This window comes from Oryzifoliimicrobium ureilyticum (genome assembly GCF_037199735.1).
Classification (GTDB): Bacteria; Pseudomonadota; Alphaproteobacteria; order Rhizobiales; family Rhizobiaceae; genus Rhizobium; species Rhizobium ureilyticus.
This window is the reverse complement of the sequence record NZ_JBBBVQ010000017.1, coordinates 17,211-38,524: the sequence shown is the minus strand read 5'-3', so window position 1 is coordinate 38,524 and position 21,314 is coordinate 17,211. Positions and strand designations below refer to the sequence as shown.

The window sequence follows — 21,314 nt, the reverse complement described above, 5'->3', positions numbered from 1 at the left end:
CTGCGCTTCCGTCACGTGCATGGCGTCAATAGGCTGACTGGTCGTGATCAATTACCGGTTCAAGAGGAAGATCGAAAAGTTCAGCACGGTCGCGAAAGACACCCAAAGTGCATAGGGCCAGAAAAGGATCGATGCTGCCCGGTCGCTTTTCCAAGCGGCCGGGATGTAGGCATAGATACTGAGTAGCAGCGGTATGATGACGGCAAGGCCGAGAGCCGCGCTTTCCTGTCCGAAAAAGGCCGGCGACCATAGTAGATTAAGTACCAGGGATAAAAACCACAGCTTCATGGCCCATCCATGCCGGTCCAGCATCCAAAGACGCGCCCCTGCGATGCCAATCAGAACATACAGCGTGGTCCATACCGGTCCAAAGATCCAGTTTGGCGGATTGAAAGACGGCTTGTTCAGCGCGCGATACCACTCGCCTGGAAGATTGTTGAGGCCTGAGAGCAATCCCAGGCCGACGACGATGCAGATGAAGATCAGGTAGATGACAGGCTTTTTCATAGAGCGCTATTTAGAGCGTTAAGGCTCTTGAAGAAGATGCTGCAACGCAGATCTTCCGGTTCGCGCGGCAAGCCGCACTTGCGTGCATCATCCATATTTGCGCAACAGATCGGCGAAGAGTTCGGCATCGACATTGCCGCCTGAAGCCACTGCAATGACGGTTTCGCCATTGAGCTCGTCGCCATGAAAAAGGGCTGCTGCCAAGGCTGCGGCGCCCCCCGGTTCAACGACAAGTTTGAGGCGGGTAAATGCGAGCGCGGCGGCGTGAAGTGCCTCTTCATCGCTAACGACAACGCCGCTTCCCGACAGCCGGCTGAGGATCGGGAAGGTGATGTTGCCCGGTTGCGGTGTCACGATGGCATCGCAGACGGAGCCCGAAGGTGCCACGTTGCGTTCGATCTTTCCAGACGCGAGAGATCTTGCCATGTCGTCGAAACCTTCCGGCTCGCAAGGTCTTACCTTGAAGTCGGGTGCGCTCGCTTCCAGGGCAAGTGCGATCCCTGACGTTAAGCCGCCACCACCGCAAGGCGCAAGCACCTCGGCCGACGCGATTTGCTCTTCTGCGGCTTGCTCGGCAATCTCAAGGCCGATCGTGCCCTGACCTGCAATAACCTGAGGCTCGTCGAAGGGGCGGATGAGAGTGAGTTCGCGTTCCTCTGAAAGCCGTGCACCAATTTCATCCCGGTCTTCACGATTTCGGTCGTAGAGTACGACTTCCGCACCAAGCGCTCTGGTATTGTTGATTTTCACCTTCGGGGCATCGTTCGGCATGATGATGACAGCCGGCGCACCATGCTTCTTTGCCGCCAAGGCGACGCCCTGTGCATGGTTGCCGGAAGAAAAGGCGATGACGCCGCGCCGGCGCAGTTCCGGGTCAAGAGCCGATACTGCCGCCCATCCGCCTCTAAATTTGAACGAGCCGGTATGCTGGAGGCATTCGGCTTTTACAAAAACGCGCCGACCGGCGATTTCATCCAGGAAGGGCGAAGAGAGGAGGGGCGTACGGCGAGCCTGGCCACGTAAACGGGCGCGAGCGGCGACAATCATTTCAATACTGACCATAGTTGCTTCTTCCTGCTTGATATGACCTATGCATAAGATGGGTCTGGGAAGAAATGAACAGGTGCTTTTGTCACCGTGACACGAAAGCAGTGTCGACGTGGACGTGCTTGATTATGCCCATCAGAAAATACGCATCCGTCGGATCCTCTAATGCTTCGAGGCGCCATTTAGAAGGCTCGACTCGTTTTCGGTTTTCATTTGATCAGGCCGAAATCCTGTGCTTGCGCAAAAAGATCAGCGCACCATCCGTATCAGGCCGACGACGGGGCCGCTCCCGTCGTCACTTCAGCGTCAGGTAGGCCAGAGGCTACTGATTCCCGTTGAGGTACGCTGCTCGCTTGTCTCACGCGCTGCTCGGTTTGTCGTGCGATCCGCTCGAGATCCCTTGGAAAGCCTGCAATCTTCTCCAAGGCGGCAACTGCAAGGTCTGTGGCGAGATAATCTGGCTTGTGGCCGATCCCTCGTAAGCGCACGAGCTGCGAGCCGGCGATATCTCGTGCAAGCCCTTGGGCATGAAGATGCTCCCAAACGATCGCGTCGCTATCGCCAGTCACAATGACGGTGGGTGCCTTGATCGTCTTATAGTAAGGCGCGTTCGCCTCGAAGTACGCAAGAAGCCCGATAAAATCACGCGCGTTGTGCGCAAATGTTTTTGGCCTGAGCACCAATGTCGGGCCTGTACGCGCCAAATAATCATCCGGCCGTAGATTAGGGGCAAAGACGTTCTGCGTTGCCTGCTCCAGCCGCGCCAGGCCCATCGGGACAACAAGAAGATGGTTGAACAACCAACCTAGGAAGGGAGCGGCAGAGACGTGGTAATACCAATCGATGCCGCCTGGCCAGGGGTGCGAGGCAGGAGCGAGGAAGAGAAGCCCCTTGGTCTTTTCCGGGTGACGGACACCGAAGGCGGCCGCGATGGCACCGCCGAATGAGTGTCCAACGATGATCGCCTGGTCGATGGCATGTTTTTCCATCAGTAAGGCAATTGCGTCTGCCTGACCGGACGGGAGGTCATTTTCTGGTCCGCCGCGCTCTGAATAGCCATGGCCCGGCCGATCGACAAACAGCATCTCTGCTCTTCCCTCCAGCGGAGCGAGAAAAGCGCCAACCTGATCCAGCAGGTTGCCGCTTGCACCGTGGATAAAAACGAGCGGAGGGAGATCGGCCGATTCGCTTGCAGGAATATGAAGGGCGTTCACCTTATAGCCGCCGATATCGGTTAGTGTCCCGATATTGGGATGCTCTTGCTCAAAACGACGCGCTTTGAAATTCGTGAAACTGAAGCCTGCTGTCATACATGCAAGGAACGCGGTAAGAGAACCAATCATCGACACAAACCCGTCAGGTCAGCATTCGCTTGTGAGGATCAAGCGGAGGAGACCTATGCATGTAGTGCGAGACTCTGCGCTGGAAATAGTTCCTGCCGGAAATTTAAAAAACGTGCCGAGCAGCAGTGAATCACGGGTTATTGAGGGCTAGATATGGCGAAACCTCAGCATGCTTAAAGGTAGCCATTCGAACGACAAGAGGGATCAGGTTCGGCTTCCCGCCAGTTTTTCTGAAAGGGTACCAACCTGCTCTTGTGCCGTGCGATCTGCGGGAAAGACGTCCAAATATCGTTGCCAGGCTTCAAGAGCCATACGATCTTCATCCGTCGCCTGCAAAAGGGCCGCCATTCCAGCGAGGGCGTCGAGGTTGCGAGGGTCGATCGTGAGGATCTGTCTGACGTCAGCCATGGAGCGCCGGTAATTCCCGAGCGTGAAATTCAATGTCGCCCGTTTGTTCCAGCTTCCAGTGTAGCTGGGCTTCAGGGCAATCGCCTGATCCAGAAAGTCGAGCGCAGCTGGCGTCTTTTTGTCTTGGATCGCCTTGTCAGCCCATTGCATCAATAGAGCAATCGTCGCACTGCCAGAGTCTTCAAGTTGATTTCGAATCTCTTCGGCAATCGCCGCAGCTTTATCGGGATCGCGCTCTTTCTTCAACGACCGATACAGGTCATCGATCCGATCCTGAGGGGCGGAGGACGCAGCGGCGCCTGCCGAGGCGGACTTGGTTGGCTCGTCGGCCAAAGCCGTTCCAGTCGTAAGACTGGATGCTGCAAGAAGACAAAAAATAGCCGGTATAAAAAAACGCATGGCGAGCAACTTAGCTCGCCAACGCAGAAGATCAAAGCGATTTCGCATTTTACTCATTTCGGCAGCCATCCTAAACGACAGCTACCGAGAGCCAATCAGCCCTGACGAGCCTTGTAACGCGGATTCAGCTTGTTGATGATGTAAATGCGGCCCTTACGGCGCACGAGACGGTTTTCGCGATGACGCAGCTTCAGCGACTTGAGCGAATTTTTGATCTTCATTGTTGTAATCCGCGATGTTCATGGGGCGAATAATGTTCTCGCCCGTATCCTCAACAATCAAAAGCGCGCCATGGGCGCGCTTTCAGGTTGGCCGTGCAGATAACCCGCAGAGCCTATTATGTCAACCATGCGACCTTGATTTTCCCGTAATCGTGGTGACGTGTCCCATCTTTCTGCCAGCACGCCATTCGCTCTTTCCATAGAGATGAACGAGTGTATCGGCGCGTTCCAGCCAGCTCGGCACAGAGAGAATGTCATCGCCGATGAGATTGTGCATGACGCAGTCCGAATGCCGATGGGTGATACCGAGAGGTAGGCCCGCAACAGCTCTGATATGTTGCTCGAATTGCGAGACGATGCAGGCGGCTTCTGTCCAATGCCCGGAATTATGGACTCGCGGCGCCATTTCATTGGCAATGAGGGTGCCATCTGCGAGCACGAAGAATTCGATGCCGATCACCCCAACGTAATCGAGAGCGTCCAGGATTTTCTCGGCAATGCTCGCAGCTGTTCGGCTCGTTTCGACCGAAATCGCCGCCGGAACGGTCGACGTGTTAAGGATACCGTTTCGGTGAATATTTTCGGCCGGGTCGTAACAAACAACGGCTCCGGCTTTATCGCGGGCAGCGATAATGGAGACTTCACGCTCGAAGGGAACGAAGCTTTCAAGAATCAGTGGGACGCCGCCGAGCGCCTCGAAAGCATTTTTGGCCTGCTCCTCACTGCTGGCGGCGCGGAACAACATCTGCCCCTTACCATCATATCCCATACGTCTTGTTTTCAAGACGCCTTCACCTGCAAAAGCAGTAAGAGCCTTTTCCAGATCTTTTTGACTGTCGATCGCCTCGAAGCGCGCTGTCGAAACGCCGCACTCATTAAGAAAGCGCTTTTCTACCAAACGATCTTGGGCAGCTTCCAGGGCCTTGGCAGGCGGATAGACGGGCCGATCTCGCGCAAGTCTCTCTACAGCATCGACAGGAACGTTCTCAAACTCGTAGGTGATGACATCGCAAAGGTCGGCGAGTTCACCAAGCCCGGTGGCATCGTCATAGGCAGCGACGATCTGTTGGTTTGCAACCTGCGCGGCGGGACAGTCTGTCTGAGGCTCCAGAATAACGGTGCGGAAATTCAGTCGCGCGGCGGCCATGGCGAGCATGCGCCCAAGCTGGCCTCCGCCAATAATGCCGATCGTTTTATCCGTCATTGATCGTCCATGGGATATTCGGCAATCGAATCGCTTTGCCGCGCACGCCACTCATCCAGCCTGTCGGCGAGGTCCTCGTCTGAAAGGGCAAGAACCGCAGCAGCAAGGAGGGCGGCATTGATAGCGCCAGCCTTTCCGATCGCCAGGGTGCCAACCGGGATGCCGCCGGGCATCTGTACGATCGACAGAAGGCTGTCTTGACCGGACATGGCTTTGGATTGAACTGGCACGCCAAAAACCGGCAGAGGCGTCATAGACGCTGTCATACCGGGAAGATGTGCGGCTCCGCCAGCGCCTGCGATAATGACCTTAAAGCCTTCGGCCTTTGCATTCTTTGCAAAACTAACCATGCGATCGGGTGTGCGGTGTGCGGAGATGATGCGCGCATCATACTCGATCTCCAGCGCTTCCAGCGTATCGGCTGCGTTCTTCATGGTTTCCCAATCGGATTGGCTACCCATGATTATGGCGACGGGCGGGTTCCCAGTCATATCTGCCCTCATTCTTAAGCGATGATGTCGGGAATGATCTGGTCTTCCATTTTTGTCAGCTTGTCCTTGATCACAAGCTTCTTTTTCTTCATGCGCTGGATGCGCAATGCATCGCATCCCGTGGCGATCATGGCATTGATGGCAGCATCATAATCTTCATGTTCTTGGCGAAGTCTTGCCACCATGAGCCTGATTTCTGCCTGTTCCTGATCAGCCATGTCGTCATTCCCCGAAAATCAACCGCCGGTACCCTCTGCTAGGCCAGCATTTGTGGCAAGCTCCTACCACCAAATACCGTTAACCGCTAGTTCGCCTTAGTCACGAAATTGCCGCTCAGTTACCCCCTTTTTGCCTTCGACAAGGTTTCAAAAATGTGTCACACTTTTTTTGCTTAAGCCGGAACTCCAGCGATGGATGGCTGGAGAAGGCAGAACGAAGGAAGGGTCTCAAATGACTGTTCAAGCACACCTTGAGTCACTAGAGAAAAAGCATGTAGCCCTGGAGGAGGAACTGCATGCAATGATGGCATCTCCCTCCGTAAGAGATAACGAAATCGCAGAGTGCAAGCGTCGTAAATTGCGTATCAAGGACGAAATTGAACGGTTGAGGACATCCATCCACTAAACCGTGAAGGTAGACGCATCGGCAAATCGGCCGATCATTGAGCTGTAATAGGCTTCATTAAATGCAATGACGGTCGCCGCCGATCGCTCCATCAAGTGGAGATGTGTCGGCGGCGCCTCTCGTTAAAGCAGCTACTGAGGTTAGCTTAGGTTTGCGCCTCATCATGACCTGTCGTTCAACCAGCTTTCAGATCCAGCCTTGTAATTCTCTTCGGACGACTTTCTCGAGGACATCCATTCCTTCTGTGCTGTCGTTAAGGCAAGGAATGTGCACAAATTTCTCACCGCCATGCTCATAGAATGAATGCGCAGCTTCGCCCGCAATTTCTTCAAGAGTCTCGAGGCAGTCCGAGACAAACCCGGGATTGACGACAGCGATCCGCTTCACGCCGTCCTGCGCCAATTTTTCAACGGTCTTGTCAGTATAGGGTTGAAGCCATTCTTCAGGACCGAAACGCGACTGGAATGTGACCATGAAGTTATCTTTGGTGCGGCCGAGCCGTTCTCGTAGCAACCGACCTGTCTTGTGACAGTAGCAATGATACGGATCGCCCTGTTTGAAGTAAGACATCGGAATACCGTGAAAGGACGCGATGAGCATCTCCGGCTCCCAATCCAATGTCGCCAGATGTCGTTCGATCGAAACTGCGAGCGCGTCGATATAGGTTTCATCGTCATGATAGGTCGGAACTGTGCGGATCGCCGGCTGCCAGCGCATAGATAAGAGCTTTTCGAAGACCTTATCGTTGACTGTTGCGGTGGTTGCTGCGGCATATTGTGGGTAAAGAGGGAAAATCAGGATGCGGTCGCATCCGTCAGCCTGCAGCTCCGCAATTTTGTCCCCGATCGCTGGCTGTCCGTAACGCATCGCCCATTCGATCTTCACGTTGGCCAAATCCTTTAGGCGTTCTGCCATCAACTCGCCTTGGCTGCGCGTATAGGTCCGCAAGTAGCTTTCGTTGCGGTCCTTGTTCCAGATCGTTTCGTAGGCTTTCCCCACTTTGCGCGGCCGCGTGTTCAGGACAATTCCGAACAAGATGGGATACCACTTCCACCGCGACCATTCGATCACACGGCGGTCTGTCAGAAACTCCTTCAGATATCGACGCATCGACGTAAAATCAGTGCCGTCAGGGGTTCCAAGATTGACAAGCAGAACGCCGATCTTGCCGAACTTCACCGGGGGGTGGCTCGGCGGAAAGTGTGTCGTATCCGAATGGGTCATAAGCTTCTTCAAATCCAATTACATTTACCGTCATATACGCCGCGGATGCGGCGCGGTTCACTTCCGCATCGACAGATCGTTTCGTTCTGGTAGTGGCCTCACAGGTCTTGCGCGACCAGTCAAGACGCCGCACTGGCCCCACGACAATATCAGCCAAGCGATCCGTCAAGATTTGGGAAACCGCGTTATGTCGTTCCTAGGTGTGAGAGGCTCGTCCAGCTTGCCCAGTGCTGCGATCATGCACTGATACTGGCTGCCGGCAACACATGATTCCCAACACGGCCGCGGGGTTCATACAGATAAAGACCGGCGTGGAGGGCCGCGCCGGTCTAAGATCCGAGGCTCAATAAGCCTATTTTGCAGGGATCTGGAGTTCCTTTCCTACCATGAGGTGGCGCGGTGCCGGCTTGCCATTGGCATTCGAGATTTTCCGCCAGAGATCGCCGTCGCCGTAGAACTTCTCAGCTAGGTCCCAAAGCGTATCACCGGCCGCGATGACATGGGTGGTAGGTGCTGACGGCGCGAGCGCTGGTTCTGTTTTTTGCGGTTCTGCCTGCGTCGGAGCGGTGGCGTTTGGAGCTGGCTGACTAGGGGCAGGGGACGCACCAGTTGAGGGTACTGCCGGCGAGCTTGGCGCCGCGGGCGCAGCCGGAGAGGTGCCTTGGGGCGCCGTCGCCTGAGCGGTCGTTGTTGCTCCGACTTCCTTGATGCGGCCATCGGTATAGGGATTATAGGGGCTGTTCTTGGAAATGTAGTCGGCAACCACAGTCTCCAGACTCGGGCCGTAGTCATAGGCATTCTGGGCTTTTTCCGCAAAGACCTTATAGCCGTCGCCGCCCTTGCGCGTGTAGTCGTTTGCGACCACGCCGTAGGTCTTGTTGGGGTCAAGAGGGACAAACTGGCCGTTTTCCTTGACCTCAACATCGGAAATACGGCTGCCAACGGGTTTGCTGCGGTCAAAGCTGTACTTGAGGCCGGAAACCTGGCTGAAGCGGCCGGCACCTTTTTCGATCTGGCTTGCGCCGTTTTCGAGTGCTGCGATGACATCAGCACCCTTCAGTTCAAAGGTTGCAAGGGTATTCTGGAAGGGTAGCACGGTGAGAACCTCGCCCATCGAGACATCGCCCGCATCGATCGAAGAACGAAGACCGCCGCCATTGGCAAAGGCGATCTCGATTCCTTTGTCCTTTACACGGTCGAGCATAGCGTCAGCCACGAGGTTGCCCATCGAGCATTCGCGCTGTCGGCACACTTCCCGCCCTCCGTCGATGACGTCGCTGGAACTGCCGACGACCTTCTTCTTCAGCTCCTCGATCGGTCCGGCCAGTTCCTTCACGCGGGCGAGGACCGCCGCATCCGGAGTGACAGAGGCGTCGAGCAGGATGGGATCGCCCTTGGCCTCCTTGACAACGCCGTTGTCATCGAAGGTGACGACGAGATCGCCAAGATACTTGCTGTATGACCGTGCGGTTACGATTGGAACGCGATAGCCACCTGGATTATCGACCCAGGTCGGATAGGGTCCTTCCGCAGCTTTATCGGTGTTCGACAAAAGCGTGTGCGAGTGTCCGCCGACGACGACATCCACATCCGGTATCTTTGCAATCGCCTGTTGGTCGCGCAGGTAGCCGACATGCGTCAGAGCGATGATCTTGTTGACGCCTTGCGCTTTGACGTCCTGCACCGCCTTCCTCAGAGCGTCGACGTCATTGGCAATCATGACATTCGGGCCGGGAGAGGCAAGTTCTTCCGTATCGTTGGTAATTGCGCCCACGATCCCAATTTTCTGCCCGCCCACTTCAACAACGGTTGACGGGGCGATTTTGCCTTTGATTTTGGAGCTGTCGCCAGCAAGGACATTGGCGCCCAGCACCGGAAACTTGACCTTATTCAGAAAGATCAGCAAACCATCTTCGCCGTCGTCGAACTCATGATTGCCTAGCGTCATGGCGTCGAAGCCAATCAGAGACATGAATTCTGCTTCGGCTGCTCCTTTGTAGGTCGTGTAGAACAAAGAACCCTGGTAATTGTCGCCAGCGTTGAGGGTCAGCACGTTTTGTCCGGCGAGCGCCTGGCGGCGCTGGTCGATCGCGGTTTTGATGCGCGCGATACCGCCGAAGCATTCTTTCTTGTTTTCTTCCTCTTGCGAGCAGGTTGAGTCGTACTTGTTGATCGACTCGATCCGCGAATGGAAGTCATTGATGTGCAGGATGTTCAACTGGTAGTCGGCAAAGGCTGCGCCTGCGGACAAAGCCAGGATCGATGCAGTCATTACCCCAAATCGAAAAGATCGCGCCATTTCTTTCTCCTGATTGAAACTGCCGGAACGTGCAGCCTACTCGCTTCATGCGCCCTCTGGCAATTTCGAATAATTGGAAGAAGAAGCTGTGACACTTCTTCGTCTTTCCAAGGGAAAACGAAAAAAGCGCCCGAAGGCGCTTTATCATGGCATGAGATGGATTGCCGCGATGTCGGCAGTGATGACCTGCGTCACTGAAAACCGACAGAGCATCAGCCGGCGTGCATGCGGCGCGTGAGTGAGAATTGCGGTCCGCTGTCAGGCGTGCAGTTAAGCTGTTGCTGGCTGACCAGCGCACAATTGACCTTCGACTGCGTCTTGCGCAAGAGCGAGGTCACATTGATTTCGACAAGCGTCGGAGACAGGCTGACATAATTACCGGATGCCAGCATTTGATTGGTATCGGTGGTGCGCGTCGTGAAGTTGCCGCCCTGGAAGGTCGAAACGATCCCGTTCTTGTCGACCCACTCGCCCTCGACCCCCGTCGGCTGGACGGGACTGGCCGTGACCGGAATCGGACGCGGATTAGAGCTGACGCAGGCCGCAAGGGCTGTTGCTGAACCTATAAGAACGACGGCGGTTCTCAATCTCATAAAAGTCTCCCGGCTGCTTGAGCAGATATTTAAGTTTCCGGCGAACCATGGCGCGCAGTTGTGGGCAAGGCAAGGCTTCCGGCGTCAATAAGAAATTTATAAAGAAAGCGTTACAAAAATGCCCTGCCAACGCAAGAGGCCCGCGGGAAGCGGGCCTCATTCTTCTGTTCAATACGGGCTGTGTTCGATTCTTACCGAACCAGAATGTTGCGGAACTGCCAGGGATCGCTTTCGTCGAGATCCTCGGGAAACAGGCCCGGACGGCCATCCAGCGGGGTCCAATCCGTATAATGACCTTCGACAGGTCCGAGATAGGGAAGCTGGACTTCAAGGCAACGTTTGTAGTCGATTTCGTCGGCTTCAACGATCCCGGCTTTGGGATTTTCAAGCGCCCAGACCATGCCGGCCAGGACAGCAGACGTCACCTGCAGGCCAGTTGCGTTCTGGTAAGGAGCAATGCGGCGGGTCTCTTCGACCGAGAGGCGCGAGCCGTACCAGTAAGCGTTTTTGTCATGCCCGTAGAGCAGAACACCCAATTCGTCGATACCGTCTTCCAATTCGTCTTCATTGAGAACGTGATGAACCGGCTGGGCATTACCGCCGTTGCCGAACATTTCGTGCAGCGACAAGACGGCGTCGTTGGCTGGATGATAAGCGTAATGGCAGGTTGGACGGAATGTAACGTTGTCGTCCTTATCGCGAACCGTGAAATAGTCGGCGATGGAAATGGATTCGTTGTGCGTTACGAGGAAGCCGTATTGTGGGCCAGGCGTGGGGCACCATGAGCGAACTCTGGTATTCGCACCGGGCTGTTCCAGATAGATCGCGGCCTTGGAACCCTTCTTATGCTTCTTGGCGTTCTTCGGCATCCAGTTCTCATGGGTGCCCCAGCCAAGTTCTGCCGGCTGCAAACCTTCCGAGATGAAGCCTTCGACAGACCAGGTGTTCCAGAAGACGTTGAGTGGCTTCGGATGCTTGGTGCGCTGCGTGTCGCGTTCGGCGATATGGATGCCCTTGACGCCGACCTTTTTCATCAGCTTGGCCCAACCTTCGCGATCGTTCTGATCCGGCTCTTCGAACTTGAGCCCGATATCGTTCGCAAGGTTGACGAGCGCCTGCTTGACGAACCAGGACACCATGCCTGGATTTGCGCCGCAGCAGGAGACGGCCGTCGTGCCGCCTGCATTCTTCTTCTTTTCATGACGAACGGTTTCACGCAGCGCATAGTTGGTGCGCTCTTCGTTCTTCATATTCTTGTCGAAGTAAAAACCGAGCCAGGGCTCGACCACGGTATCGATGTAAAGCACGTCGAGCTTGCGGCAGAACTTCATGATGTCGAGCGAGGAGGTGTCGACCGAAAGGTTGACGCAAAAGCCCTGACCTTCGCCTTCCGTGAGAAGCGGCTTCAGCAGTTCCTTGTAGTTCTCCTTCGTGACGTGCTCTTTGATATGGCGCACGCCATGCTTAGCCAGAATTTCCATGTCGGAGGGTTCTTCACGCGGATCAATGACGACCAACCGGTTTTTGTCGAACTTGAAATGGCGCTCGATCAGCGGCAAGGTTCCGCGACCGATGGAGCCAAAGCCGATCATGACGATCGGTCCTGTTATTTCGGCATATACCGGATGATTTTCTTGCGTCATTCTTTTCTCCTGTCTGGACGACGAAGGTGCTCCACGCACGGAACGTGGCGCATTTTTCGCTAAAGTTGACCGGCTCTAACCATAAAACCGCGTCACAATAAAGAGCGTTTACGACAATGACCTGCAAAGACCTCTCTGCCAACATTGCAAAGGTCCCGCAAATCGTGGCGATGCGGATTTAGCAGTTCCTCTTTATAGGGATATTACAGACAGAGCAGCGTCGAAAGCCCGATCAAAGAAGTGGCTTGCGCATCGTCCTGAAGCTAAGCATCGCCCTTTAAAAAGTGGCGCATTAAGGATGCGCCACTATGATCGGTTCGACATTGATCAGGATCGCAATCGAGCCTTCAGCGTTTCACGTATTTTTTCCAGGGATGGGCTTCCTTGAAGCCGAGAACTTCGCGCGCCTTACGATTGGACAGCGGTGCCTCGTCGGTACCCATTTCCCGTAGAACCGGCGTATTCGGGCAATATTTTGCAAGGAATTCAGTCGTCGGCAGATCTGCTGTGATTGTATCGTTCACGGCATTGAATACCTGATAGCCTAAGCCGCTTTTTTGCAGACAAAGATGGACGATCTCACCAAGATCGCGTGCGTCGATATAGCTCCAGGCGTTTCGCTTGCGTGATGGAGGATCAGCGAGGAAGTCATTGAATTTGGCGTATTCATGCGGCTCAATCACGTTGCCGATCCGTAAGGCGTAAATATCCGCGCCATAACGCATCGCAAAGGCCCTGGCGGTTTTCTCGTTTACGACCTTGGAAAGACCGTAGCTGTCCATAGGGTCCACATCGTAATCTTCCTCGAGTGGGAAAGAATGGAAGTCCTTATCGCCCTCTGCAAAGCAGACGCCGTAAGTTGTTTCGCTCGAGGCAATGATCACCTTGCGCACGCCGAGCTTCATTGCCGCTTCGATGACATTGTAGGTGCTGACGACGTTCTTGGAAAATGTCGCGTTGTCCGGCTCGATCATCACACGCGGAATGGCAGCAAAATGCACTACGGCATCGGGTGCTGAGGGCGGTGCGCCGTCATTATAGCCATCAAAGCCAAAATGGGTTGTCAGCGCATTGAACACCTGGCCGCTGTCGGTCAGGTCCGCCACCAGCGTGTTGACTTGAGGATGGTCAAGCGGCTTCAAATCGACATTGAGAACCGCATAGCCCTTTTCGATGAGGTGCGGCACTGCGTGGCGACCTGCTTTTCCGCTGCCGCCTGTAAAAACGATACGTTTCGTCATTTTGTTCTCCATTTCCCAACCAAACCTGTAAGCGCGATCTTTTTCGTCAAGCCATCGGTAGGACCGTCCTTGCTCCCGAGCGCCAAGATATGTGAGCACATCCGCGGCGAGCTTAAGCCCCGAATTTTGTTCGTTCTACGCAAGTGCATGCTTTCGAGCAGAAAATGAATTAAAGCATCCTGTAGGGAATCATAGCTGATGCTCGAAAAGACCGATCAGCGAATATGTTTTGGAGCGCCTTCGTCCGGACATCTGGACGAACCGCGCGCCGGGAGGGGTATGTGGGGTCAAAGGAAGTTTCGACCACGGCCAATGCGGTGGCGTTGGGCGTCGGTCTGATGTTGCTTGGCGATTTTCTATTTTCGCTTAATGATGCGATGGGGAAATGGCTGGTCGCAAGCTTTTCCGTCGGCCAAGTTCTTGTGATCCGTTCGCTGGGCGCCTTCCTGGTGCTTGCGCCGATGATCGCTCGGCAGGATATGCGTGCTCTGGTTCATGTTGAGCGCCCCTCTCTCCATATTTTGCGGGTCATATTGTCGACCATCGATGTGGGGTTTTTTTACGCTGCCGTTGCGTACCTGCCGCTTGCGGACGTGATGACCTTCTATATGGCCGGACCGATATACGTTGCTGCTCTCTCGCACCTTCTGCTCGATGAGAAAATGGGATGGCGAAGATGGCTGGCTGTCCTGATCGGCTTCATCGGCGTTATTATCGCTTTGCGTCCCTCATCGGCCATGTTGTCCTTTGCCTCGATTTTCGGCCTGGTCGGCAGTCTTGCCTTTGCGTTGACGCTCGTCCTTGGGCGTTATCTTCGGCGAACCTCGGATGTTACCCTGGTAAGCTGGCAAACGCTCGGCGCGCTTCTGATCGGTATTATCTTTAGTATCGGTCACTGGCGCACGCCGTCCTTGCTTGATGTTTGCGGCATGGTAGCGCTCGGCGTCGTTGCCAGTGCCGCGCATATGCTGATCACGCGATCACTCAAGCTCGCGCCGGCGTCCCTGCTCGCGCCTATTCAATATACGTTGCTCTTATGGGCAATCATTTTCGGTTTCGTTTTCTTCAATGATGTGCCGGATGTGCAAATGATCGTCGGCTCGGCCGTGATCATCCTTGCAGGCTTGTTCATTTTTCACCGTAAGGCCGTCAACAAACAGAGCCTTGAACATGACGTGCCGGTTAACCTACCATAACTGACGGTGGAAAATTCGGCGCTCGCGGATCGCGCGATGCGTCGAGGAACTATTCCTCACCGACTAAGGTTCGCTTGGTTGTGCTTTGAGGGCGCATCCATCCAATACCGATTACGTGGCTCATGACCGTGCAGGGAGGCGATGACATGAGGTTGAAAGATAAAGTGGCCGCGGTGACTGGCGCTGGTCGAGGGATCGGCCGGGAAATTGCACTTCATCTCGCGACTGACGGCGCAAAAGTGGCGGTCATCTCCAGGAATGGTCACGAACTCGGCGAAACAGTATCGATGATCGAGAAAGCGGGCGGTTTGGCAGAAGCCTTTCCGGTCGATCTGATTGATCGACATGCCGTCGAGACTGCTTACAACGAGATTGCACGAAGGCTTGGCCGCATTTCCATCCTCGTTAACAATCACGGTGCCTTCAACGCGTTCGGCCCGATCTGGGAATGCGATCCCGACATATGGTGGAAAGATGTTGAAATCAACGTGCGGGGGACATTCAATTCCTGTCACGCTGCCATCCCTGCAATGATAGAAGCGGCAGAAGGGCGGATCGTCAACCTCGTTGGTGGCGGGACAGGCAACAGTTTTCCCCATGGATCGGGCTATGCATCCAGCAAGGCTGCGATCATGCGCTTTACTGAATGCTTGAACGACACGACTGCAGAACGCGGCATCTTTGCCTTTGCGGTCGATCCGGGGCTTGTAAGAACGGCGATGACCGAACTGCAGCTTAATTCCGAGGCTGGCAAGCGCTTTTTGCCGGCAATCCAGACATTGTTCGAGCAGGGTGTCAATGTGCCGCCCTCCCGAGCGGCCGCCCTCATTGCCGATATCGCTGCGGGCCGCTTTGACCCGCTTTCGGGGCGGCTGCTCCGCGGGGTCGATGATAGAGACGAGTTGGAGCGCGATATGACTATGATCGTCGCTGGAGACGGTCGAGCATTGCGCTTTAGCCAAGTCGACCAAGATAAAATCTGAGCGTCATCAGGTGCCAGTAAAGCAACCTGTACGGAATCAATTGGTTATTGGTGCAAGGGCGTCTGCGAGTTCGTTATCGAACAAAGTGCGGAAAGTTTGAGCAAATGTAGAAAAATGGATCAGTCCTTGTGCGGCGAGCTGCATCTTTTTGCAGCGTCATGCGTTTCTTCTCTCAGAAAGGGGCTCTCATGACTGATACCAGAGACACTGACCGCCGCTTGAGCGTAGATCCGGCGGTTAATTTTGAGCAACGCAAGACCCAGGAACAAGACGAAGCAGGCTTGAGACGGTCTATTCCTGGGACTCCGACATCAGAAGAACAAGCTGTCAGGACAAAAAGCACGATCGCAGATCGTCGCGCAGCCTTTGAGCGAACATCTAAGATTGCGAAAGACGCGATTGATCGTGAACAGCGGTTGCGCCGAGAAAAGAATGAGCGGTTACGCCAAGCAAGGCTACAGGCGGAACAGCAAGGTCGCCAACTGTAGACCTTGCTCCGGCATTTATGACGGTGCGGCGGGGACATCTCCGCCGTATTTTTTTAGGATGAGGTCGTTATCTCCGCTTTGCCTTCGTAAAGGTCCGTGCGACATTACGGAAGAAGATCGTCTTTTTCTCTTAGGACCTAAGCTGTTCAAAGCCTTCAGTTACTGTCGTGATGTCAACTTCCACAACATCGTAAGATGCAATGCCTTCTGTCGCAAAGGGGTCGATATCGAGGTAAGCCTGAATATCCTCTTTGTTGCCTTTCGCTAGGATAACGCCGCCGGTCCTCGGCACTTTTCGCCCTGAGGCGATAAAACCCTTTTCCAGATAGCCGCGCTTGACCCACTCCATGTGGCCTTGCATGAAGCGGTCTGCCTCTTCTGTGCTCTTCAGATATGTCAGTGAGATAATCAACATTTCGGCTCGGTTCCTTCAGCGGTCGGTGTTGTGATCGTTTGATCGCCAATCGCGAAGCGGGCCTTCAACAGGCACTCTGCATATTCAGCCTCTACAGTGGAGTCGAGGACGATACCGCCACCAACATTGAACACCGCATGGCCGTCCTCGAAAAGGCTGATCGTCCGGATGGCTACAGAAAACCGCATTGCACCCGTCGGCGACATCATGCCGATTGCACCGCAATAGACATTGCGCGGGGCCCGCTCAAGCCGATGAAGAATGCGCATTGCACTCATTTTCGGAGTGCCAGTGATCGATCCGCAGGGAAAGAGCGCGGCAAATATATCCTTGATAGATAGGTCATTGCGCAACCGTGCCTGAACAGTGCTGACCATTTGATGGAGCGTTGGATAGGTCTCGATGGCGAAAAGTTGCGGGACCTCAACGGTTCCGGTCTTGGCAATCAACGACATGTCATTGCGCAGTAGGTCGACGATCATCCGGTTTTCGGCTTGTGTCTTGGGATCATCGCGCATGCTGGTTATGATCGCCGCGTCTTCTTCTTCAGTGCCGCCGCGGCGAGCTGTGCCTTTCATCGGCTTTGTTTCGATCCAGCCCGCTTCATCAGTGCGAAAGAACAATTCCGGTGACCGGGAGAGAATGATCGGACCCCCAAGGTCTACATAGGCTGCGTAGCGAACCGGTTGCCGCTTGGCGAGCGCCCAAAATGCCGCCAGCGGATCGCCTTGCCAACGCGCTCTAATCGGCATCGTCAAGTTGGCCTGATAACAGTCCCCCTGCATCAGGTGGCGGTGGAGGAGTTCAAAACGCTGACGATACTGTTTGAATGACCACAGCGCTTGTGGTTCCGAAAGAAACTGATCGTCATTTCGTCTATCACCCGGCAGCGCCAGAGCATGATCATCAGGCTGCGGCGCTTCGAAGACACCAAAAGACAGAAGAGGAGTCTGACGGCCGTTCTCAATGAGTGGGGCGAGCTTTTCTTCGAAAACGAAGCCGGCTTCGTAGGATAGATAACCGGCTGCCCAAAGGCCGCGTCGACGCACTTCGTCCAGACGATGAAGTGCCGGCACCACATCGGCGCCTTTCATCGCGACAATTTTCTCGACCGGATCCGTAAACAGCATTCTTTTTCCAGCGACGTCATCGCTGAAAAGAACACCGTTCACGCCGGATGCCTGACACTCAGGCGGGTTGACCATCGAGCGCTTCCAACTCGTCAATCAATCCCTCGATCATCGACAGCCCTTTGCTCCAGAAGGACGGATCGCTGGCGTCGAGCCCGAATGGCTTTAGCAATTCGGCATAGTGCTTCGATCCGCCTGCCTTCAAAAGCTCGAAATACTTTTCCTGGAAGCCCTCCGCCGCATTCTGATAGACGGAATAAAGAGAGTTCACCAGGCAGTCGCCAAAGGCATAGGCATAGACGTAGAATGGCGAGTGAATGAAGTGGGGGATGTAGGTCCAGAAGGTTTCGTAACCCTCAGATAGGCGTATGGCGGGACCAAGGCTCTCAGCTTGGACCGACATCCATAACTGGCCGATGGCCTCCGCGGTTAGCTCTCCGTCCTTGCGCGCCGTATGCACCTTGCGTTCAAACTCGTAAAAGGCGATCTGTCGCACGACCGTGTTGATCATGTCTTCGACTTTTTGCGCAAGCATTGCTTTTCGCTCGCGTGGGCTTTCCGTCTTGTCGAGAAGAGCGCGGAACGTCAGCATTTCGCCGAAAACCGAGGCTGTTTCGGCAAGCGTCAGCGGCGTCTGGCACATCAATGCGCCTTGGCCCCCGGCCAATACCTGATGAACCCCATGGCCTAGCTCGTGCGCAAGCGTCATCACGTCACGCGGCTTTCCGAGATAATTCACGAGAACATAAGGATGGGCGGAAGGAACGGTCGGATGGGCAAAGGCGCCAGGCGCTTTACCCGGACGAACCGGCGCATCGATCCAGCCTTCATCAAAGAAACGCTTGGCGATGGCTGCCATATCCGGCGCAAAGCCATGATAGGCATCAAGGACGGTTTTTTGTGCATCATCCCAGGTAATCAGGGCGTCGGGCGTCTCCGGCAGAGGCGCATTTCGGTCCCAGTAGTCCAGAACATCCATTTTGAGCCACTTCGCTTTCATCGCATAGTAACGATGCGATAATCTCGGATAAGCTGCCTTTACAGCAGTAGCGAGTGCGTCGACCACCTCTCGCTCGACACGATTGGCAAGGTGACGACTGTCAGCGATATCTTCAAAGCCGCGCCAACGGTCTGCAATGTCCTTGTCTTTCGCCAGCGTATTGGTAATCAGCGTAAAGATCCGCAAATTGGCGTTGAATGTTTGAGTAAGTGCCTCCGCTGCCTTGCGCCGTTCATCGGGATTTTGATCTTGAAGCTTGTTCAGCGTCATTTCGAGCGGCAATTGTTCGCCGTCAAGATTGAAGCGAAGCTCTGCTAAAGTCTCGTCGAACAGCCGATTGAAAGCGGCCGCGCTGGTCATCGACTTTTCAAGGAAGAGCTGCTCGAGCTTGTCGTCCAACTGGTATGGCTTGTCCTTGCGCAGGTCGAGGATCCAAGGGCGATAATGGGCGGCCGCGGGATCTCGCTGAAGGCATTGATCAATGACCTCATCGGCGATCCGATTAAGCTCCAAGGCGAAGAAAAGCAGGTTTCCCGACAGGTCGGTGATTTTCGCCTGCACGTCACCATAAAGCTTGCCGTTCGCAGGGTCGGTGGTGTTGGAGAAGTAGGTGAGCCCTGCAAATGAGCCGATGCGGCCGACAAGATCGTCGAGAGCCTCATATTCCTTGATCGCTTCTCCAAGACCATCCGGCCCAGTCTTTCCGGCAGCTTCGGAAAGTCGTCCCTTCCATTTTGTCTCGAAATTGCGCGCGTCTTCGAGCGCGCGAGCGAGATCGCCTTTGAATTCTGGAGAATCGGACGAGGGATAAAGATCTTGAAGCCGCCACGTTGGCAAGTCGGTGAGGGCGGCCTTGCCGTTCGACGATGACGAGGTGCTCGCCGAATGGAGAACGTTCGGGTTGAAGAACGAGGTTTTCATCGGCGTCCTTTTCAGTCTGATCGAGGTCGGGTGCTTTGTTTAGGCCTGCTGATCGACCGGTTCAAGGCTGCCTGACAAGACACTTTAGCGCTTTTGCTGAATTCGTCACAAAAGTTAAAATACGATTGTTTCTCAAAACTGGATGTTCAAGCCTTGATGACAGATTGCGGGTCAGGTTTCGCATGAGGTGAGGCATCCATGACCGGTTTTAGCGAGCTCAAGGGCGCAGCCCAGATTTTGGTCGTCGAAGACGATCCAGTACAACGTAGGCTTCTGAGGAGCGCCATCGAGCGCAGCGGCCACGTCGTGCATCAGGCCGAAAACGGCCGCATCGGATTGGAAATGGTCAAGCGCGGCCACGATATCTACAACGTGATCGTGCTGGATCTGATGATGCCCGAAATGACGGGCATTGAATTTCTGCAAGCGCTGAACGGTTTCGGCACCAGCATTCCTGTTATCGTGCAGACGGGGCAGGGCGGAATCGAGACGGTTGTGCAGGCCATGCGCGCCGGCGCCTTCGATTTTGTCGTCAAGCCCGTATCACCTGAGCGGATTACAACATCGATCAGCAACGCGCTTCGGGTCGATCAGCGCGAAAGCCGGGCTCGGGCTGGACGTAAAGGTCGCCCGTCATCGGTCGGCTTTGGCGACATCGTTTCGGCAAGCCCAGCCATGCTGCGGGTGATCGATCTTGCCCAGCGAGCCGCACAATCGAACATACCCGTGGTTCTTGAAGGCGAATCTGGCGTCGGCAAGGAGCTCGTGGCAAGGGCGATCCAATCCGCCAGCGATCGGGCCGGCAAGCCCTTCATCACCGTCAATTGCGGAGCGATACCCGGCAATTTGGTCGAAAGCATTCTATTTGGCCACGAAAAGGGTGCCTTTACCGGGGCAGGCGAGCGTCATGTCGGTAAGTTCATGGAAGCCGATGGCGGGACGATCTTCCTTGACGAGATCGGCGATCTGCCGCTTGAGGTGCAAGTGAAACTTCTTCGCGCCGTCCAGCAGGGCGAAATCGAAACGGTTGGCGCACGCGTTGCGCAGAAGGTCAATGTCCGTTTGATCTCCGCGACCAACAAAGATCTGATCAAGGAAGTGAAGAACGGACGCTTCCGCGAAGACCTCTATTACCGCCTCAACGTTTTTCCGATCACCATTCCCTCGCTGCGCAAGCGCAAGGAAGACATTCCGCATCTGGTGCGGGTCTTTACCGAGCGCTTCGCTGCAGAGCAGAAGGGCGGGCGGCGTATGACTGTCAGCGCCGGAGCGCTGGCGCTTCTGACGGCCTACGACTGGCCAGGAAACATTCGCCAGTTGGAAAATGCAATTTTCCGTGCTGTGGTTCTTTCCGAGGATATGGAACTCACCGAAGCCGACTTCCCGCAGATCGGCGCACAACTTGGGGATTACGACGTCGTCGATCATCTTGCCCTCGTTGCCGATAACCGCGGTCGCGATGCTGAAATGCGCGTGCTGGAAGAAGAGGATCGACGATCGGAGCATTTGATCAACGACCCTGCCGCATCTACTGAAGCGTCGGAGAATTCGATTTCCAGCGTGGGGCCGTCGGGGGAAGTTCGAAAGCTGGCGGATGTTGAGGAAGAACTGATCCGCTTTGCCTTGAAATTTTACCGCGGCCAGATGAGCCAGGTTGCACGCAAATTGGGAATCGGTCGCTCGACTCTCTACCGAAAACTGAAAGACTACGGAATCGATCCGGACAATCCGCTCAAGGATGCTGCGTAGAAATCGTACATTCACAACTTCGAAACGGCGCGTTCTTCGGGTTCGCGCCGTTTCGTTTTGCTGTTTCGATATGAAATAGCTTAAGAATCCGGAAACTATGTTCTGTTACGAGACGGTAACCACTTGTTAGGGCGATGTTCACCCTGTAAGGAAAAGGTTGCACCGCTGTGGCATTTTTGCCATCGTGC

General features: G+C 54.9%; 19 protein-coding genes and 2 pseudogenes. 5 read left to right on the top strand and 16 right to left on the bottom strand.

Translation table 11 applies throughout. From position 1 onward, the window contains the following. Positions 1–51: 51 nt before the first annotated feature. The 8 genes from VQ830_RS20720 to VQ830_RS20685 form a co-directional block, all read right to left on the bottom strand. Positions 52–507: a TspO/MBR family protein gene (locus VQ830_RS20720; RefSeq protein ID WP_337270052.1), complete on the bottom strand. Its 456-nt coding sequence runs from the start codon at positions 505–507 to the stop codon at positions 52–54. 87 nt (positions 508–594) lie between these two features. Further along, a complete protein-coding gene (locus VQ830_RS20715; protein WP_337270051.1) occupies positions 595–1,569 on the bottom strand; it encodes a threonine ammonia-lyase in 975 nt (324 codons plus the stop codon). Between the two features lie 251 nt (positions 1,570–1,820). Continuing rightward, positions 1,821–2,897, bottom strand: a complete 1,077-nt coding sequence (locus VQ830_RS20710) for an alpha/beta fold hydrolase (RefSeq protein WP_337270050.1) — start codon at positions 2,895–2,897, stop codon at positions 1,821–1,823. 204 nt (positions 2,898–3,101) lie between these two features. Beyond that, positions 3,102–3,713 (bottom strand): tetratricopeptide repeat protein, encoded by a 612-nt coding sequence (locus tag VQ830_RS20705; RefSeq protein ID WP_438618395.1) that lies wholly within the window; start codon positions 3,711–3,713, stop codon positions 3,102–3,104. Positions 3,714–3,799: 86 nt separating this feature from the next. Continuing rightward, a complete protein-coding gene (ykgO, locus tag VQ830_RS20700; RefSeq protein ID WP_337270048.1) occupies positions 3,800–3,925 on the bottom strand; it encodes a type B 50S ribosomal protein L36 in 126 nt (41 codons plus the stop codon). 121 nt (positions 3,926–4,046) lie between these two features. Further along, positions 4,047–5,129, bottom strand: a complete 1,083-nt coding sequence (locus VQ830_RS20695) for a 5-(carboxyamino)imidazole ribonucleotide synthase (protein ID WP_337270047.1) — start codon at positions 5,127–5,129, stop codon at positions 4,047–4,049. Then, positions 5,126–5,620, bottom strand: a complete 495-nt coding sequence (gene purE, locus VQ830_RS20690) for a 5-(carboxyamino)imidazole ribonucleotide mutase (protein WP_337270046.1) — start codon at positions 5,618–5,620, stop codon at positions 5,126–5,128. The genes VQ830_RS20695 and purE overlap by 4 nt, the downstream gene beginning before the upstream one ends. Positions 5,621–5,634: 14 nt before the next feature. Continuing rightward, positions 5,635–5,838: a YdcH family protein gene (locus VQ830_RS20685; RefSeq protein WP_337270045.1), complete on the bottom strand. Its 204-nt coding sequence runs from the start codon at positions 5,836–5,838 to the stop codon at positions 5,635–5,637. A 232-nt stretch (positions 5,839–6,070) separates the two neighbouring features. On the opposite strand from VQ830_RS20685, the gene VQ830_RS20680 reads away from it, so the two are divergent. Beyond that, on the top strand, positions 6,071–6,244 hold the full coding sequence (locus VQ830_RS20680) for a YdcH family protein (protein ID WP_337270044.1): 174 nt from the start codon (positions 6,071–6,073) through the stop codon (positions 6,242–6,244). A 186-nt stretch (positions 6,245–6,430) separates the two neighbouring features. On the opposite strand, the gene hemH is transcribed toward VQ830_RS20680, so the two are convergent. The 5 genes from hemH to VQ830_RS20655 form a co-directional block, all read right to left on the bottom strand. After that, complete coding sequence (gene hemH, locus VQ830_RS20675; RefSeq protein WP_337270043.1) at positions 6,431–7,468, bottom strand: ferrochelatase; 1,038 nt, start codon at positions 7,466–7,468, stop codon at positions 6,431–6,433. 352 nt (positions 7,469–7,820) lie between these two features. Further along, on the bottom strand, positions 7,821–9,767 hold the full coding sequence (locus VQ830_RS20670) for a 5'-nucleotidase C-terminal domain-containing protein (RefSeq protein ID WP_337270042.1): 1,947 nt from the start codon (positions 9,765–9,767) through the stop codon (positions 7,821–7,823). A gap of 212 nt (positions 9,768–9,979) precedes the next feature. Continuing rightward, positions 9,980–10,360, bottom strand: coding sequence for an outer membrane lipoprotein Omp10 (gene omp10 / locus VQ830_RS20665; RefSeq protein ID WP_337270041.1), 381 nt, complete (start codon positions 10,358–10,360; stop codon positions 9,980–9,982). Between the two features lie 191 nt (positions 10,361–10,551). After that, positions 10,552–12,003 carry a homospermidine synthase gene (locus tag VQ830_RS20660; protein ID WP_337270040.1) on the bottom strand — a complete coding sequence of 484 codons (1,452 nt, stop codon included), beginning with the start codon at positions 12,001–12,003 and terminating at the stop codon, positions 10,552–10,554. 347 nt (positions 12,004–12,350) lie between these two features. Further along, positions 12,351–13,244, bottom strand: a complete 894-nt coding sequence (locus VQ830_RS20655; protein ID WP_337270039.1) for an NAD-dependent epimerase/dehydratase family protein — start codon at positions 13,242–13,244, stop codon at positions 12,351–12,353. 224 nt (positions 13,245–13,468) lie between these two features. Between VQ830_RS20655 and VQ830_RS20650 the strand changes: the two genes are divergently transcribed. Together VQ830_RS20650 and VQ830_RS20645 are read left to right on the top strand one after the other, a co-directional pair. Continuing rightward, positions 13,469–14,440: a DMT family transporter gene (locus VQ830_RS20650; RefSeq protein ID WP_438618364.1), complete on the top strand. Its 972-nt coding sequence runs from the start codon at positions 13,469–13,471 to the stop codon at positions 14,438–14,440. A gap of 146 nt (positions 14,441–14,586) precedes the next feature. After that, positions 14,587–15,423, top strand: a complete 837-nt coding sequence (locus tag VQ830_RS20645) for an SDR family NAD(P)-dependent oxidoreductase (RefSeq protein ID WP_337270037.1) — start codon at positions 14,587–14,589, stop codon at positions 15,421–15,423. Between the two features lie 618 nt (positions 15,424–16,041). On the opposite strand, the gene VQ830_RS20640 is transcribed toward VQ830_RS20645, so the two are convergent. From VQ830_RS20640 to VQ830_RS20630, 3 genes are read right to left on the bottom strand one after another with little or no spacing between them, the layout of a single operon-like run. After that, positions 16,042–16,326, bottom strand: a complete 285-nt coding sequence (locus tag VQ830_RS20640) for a YciI family protein (protein ID WP_337270036.1) — start codon at positions 16,324–16,326, stop codon at positions 16,042–16,044. Further along, on the bottom strand, positions 16,320–17,531 hold the full coding sequence (locus tag VQ830_RS20635; RefSeq protein ID WP_337270035.1) for an aminodeoxychorismate synthase component I: 1,212 nt from the start codon (positions 17,529–17,531) through the stop codon (positions 16,320–16,322). The genes VQ830_RS20640 and VQ830_RS20635 overlap by 7 nt, the downstream gene beginning before the upstream one ends. After that, on the bottom strand, positions 17,515–19,377 hold the full coding sequence (locus VQ830_RS20630) for a M3 family oligoendopeptidase (protein ID WP_337270034.1): 1,863 nt from the start codon (positions 19,375–19,377) through the stop codon (positions 17,515–17,517). The genes VQ830_RS20635 and VQ830_RS20630 overlap by 17 nt, the downstream gene beginning before the upstream one ends. Before the next feature lie 198 nt (positions 19,378–19,575). Between VQ830_RS20630 and VQ830_RS20625 the strand changes: the two are divergent. Both VQ830_RS20625 and VQ830_RS28840 read left to right on the top strand, forming a co-directional pair. After that, positions 19,576–20,839, top strand: a pseudogene (locus tag VQ830_RS20625) (sigma-54-dependent transcriptional regulator); the annotation flags it as partial. Positions 20,840–20,907: 68 nt separating this feature from the next. Continuing rightward, positions 20,908–21,126: pseudogene (locus VQ830_RS28840) on the top strand (helix-turn-helix domain-containing protein); the annotation flags it as partial. Positions 21,127–21,314 lie beyond the last annotated feature (188 nt).

What these genes read in the sequence shown, in the direction of transcription:
- purE (WP_337270046.1), bottom strand. Translation starts at nt 5,620, where the DNA reads ATGACTGGGAACCCGCCCGTCGCCATAATCATGGGTAGCCAATCCGAT.
- VQ830_RS20680 (WP_337270044.1), top strand. Translation starts at nt 6,071, where the DNA reads ATGACTGTTCAAGCACACCTTGAGTCACTAGAGAAAAAGCATGTAGCC.
- VQ830_RS20695 (WP_337270047.1), bottom strand. Translation starts at nt 5,129, where the DNA reads ATGACGGATAAAACGATCGGCATTATTGGCGGAGGCCAGCTTGGGCGC.
- VQ830_RS20715 (WP_337270051.1), bottom strand. Translation starts at nt 1,569, where the DNA reads ATGGTCAGTATTGAAATGATTGTCGCCGCTCGCGCCCGTTTACGTGGC.
- VQ830_RS20660 (WP_337270040.1), bottom strand. Translation starts at nt 12,003, where the DNA reads ATGACGCAAGAAAATCATCCGGTATATGCCGAAATAACAGGACCGATC.
- VQ830_RS20635 (WP_337270035.1), bottom strand. Translation starts at nt 17,531, where the DNA reads ATGGTCAACCCGCCTGAGTGTCAGGCATCCGGCGTGAACGGTGTTCTT.
- VQ830_RS20630 (WP_337270034.1), bottom strand. Translation starts at nt 19,377, where the DNA reads ATGAAAACCTCGTTCTTCAACCCGAACGTTCTCCATTCGGCGAGCACC.
- hemH (WP_337270043.1), bottom strand. Translation starts at nt 7,468, where the DNA reads ATGACCCATTCGGATACGACACACTTTCCGCCGAGCCACCCCCCGGTG.
- VQ830_RS20710 (WP_337270050.1), bottom strand. Translation starts at nt 2,897, where the DNA reads ATGATTGGTTCTCTTACCGCGTTCCTTGCATGTATGACAGCAGGCTTC.
- VQ830_RS20640 (WP_337270036.1), bottom strand. Translation starts at nt 16,326, where the DNA reads ATGTTGATTATCTCACTGACATATCTGAAGAGCACAGAAGAGGCAGAC.
- VQ830_RS20685 (WP_337270045.1), bottom strand. Translation starts at nt 5,838, where the DNA reads ATGGCTGATCAGGAACAGGCAGAAATCAGGCTCATGGTGGCAAGACTT.
- VQ830_RS20655 (WP_337270039.1), bottom strand. Translation starts at nt 13,244, where the DNA reads ATGACGAAACGTATCGTTTTTACAGGCGGCAGCGGAAAAGCAGGTCGC.
- omp10 (WP_337270041.1), bottom strand. Translation starts at nt 10,360, where the DNA reads ATGAGATTGAGAACCGCCGTCGTTCTTATAGGTTCAGCAACAGCCCTT.
- VQ830_RS20645 (WP_337270037.1), top strand. Translation starts at nt 14,587, where the DNA reads ATGAGGTTGAAAGATAAAGTGGCCGCGGTGACTGGCGCTGGTCGAGGG.
- VQ830_RS20720 (WP_337270052.1), bottom strand. Translation starts at nt 507, where the DNA reads ATGAAAAAGCCTGTCATCTACCTGATCTTCATCTGCATCGTCGTCGGC.
- VQ830_RS20670 (WP_337270042.1), bottom strand. Translation starts at nt 9,767, where the DNA reads ATGGCGCGATCTTTTCGATTTGGGGTAATGACTGCATCGATCCTGGCT.
- ykgO (WP_337270048.1), bottom strand. Translation starts at nt 3,925, where the DNA reads ATGAAGATCAAAAATTCGCTCAAGTCGCTGAAGCTGCGTCATCGCGAA.
- VQ830_RS20650 (WP_438618364.1), top strand. Translation starts at nt 13,469, where the DNA reads ATGTTTTGGAGCGCCTTCGTCCGGACATCTGGACGAACCGCGCGCCGG.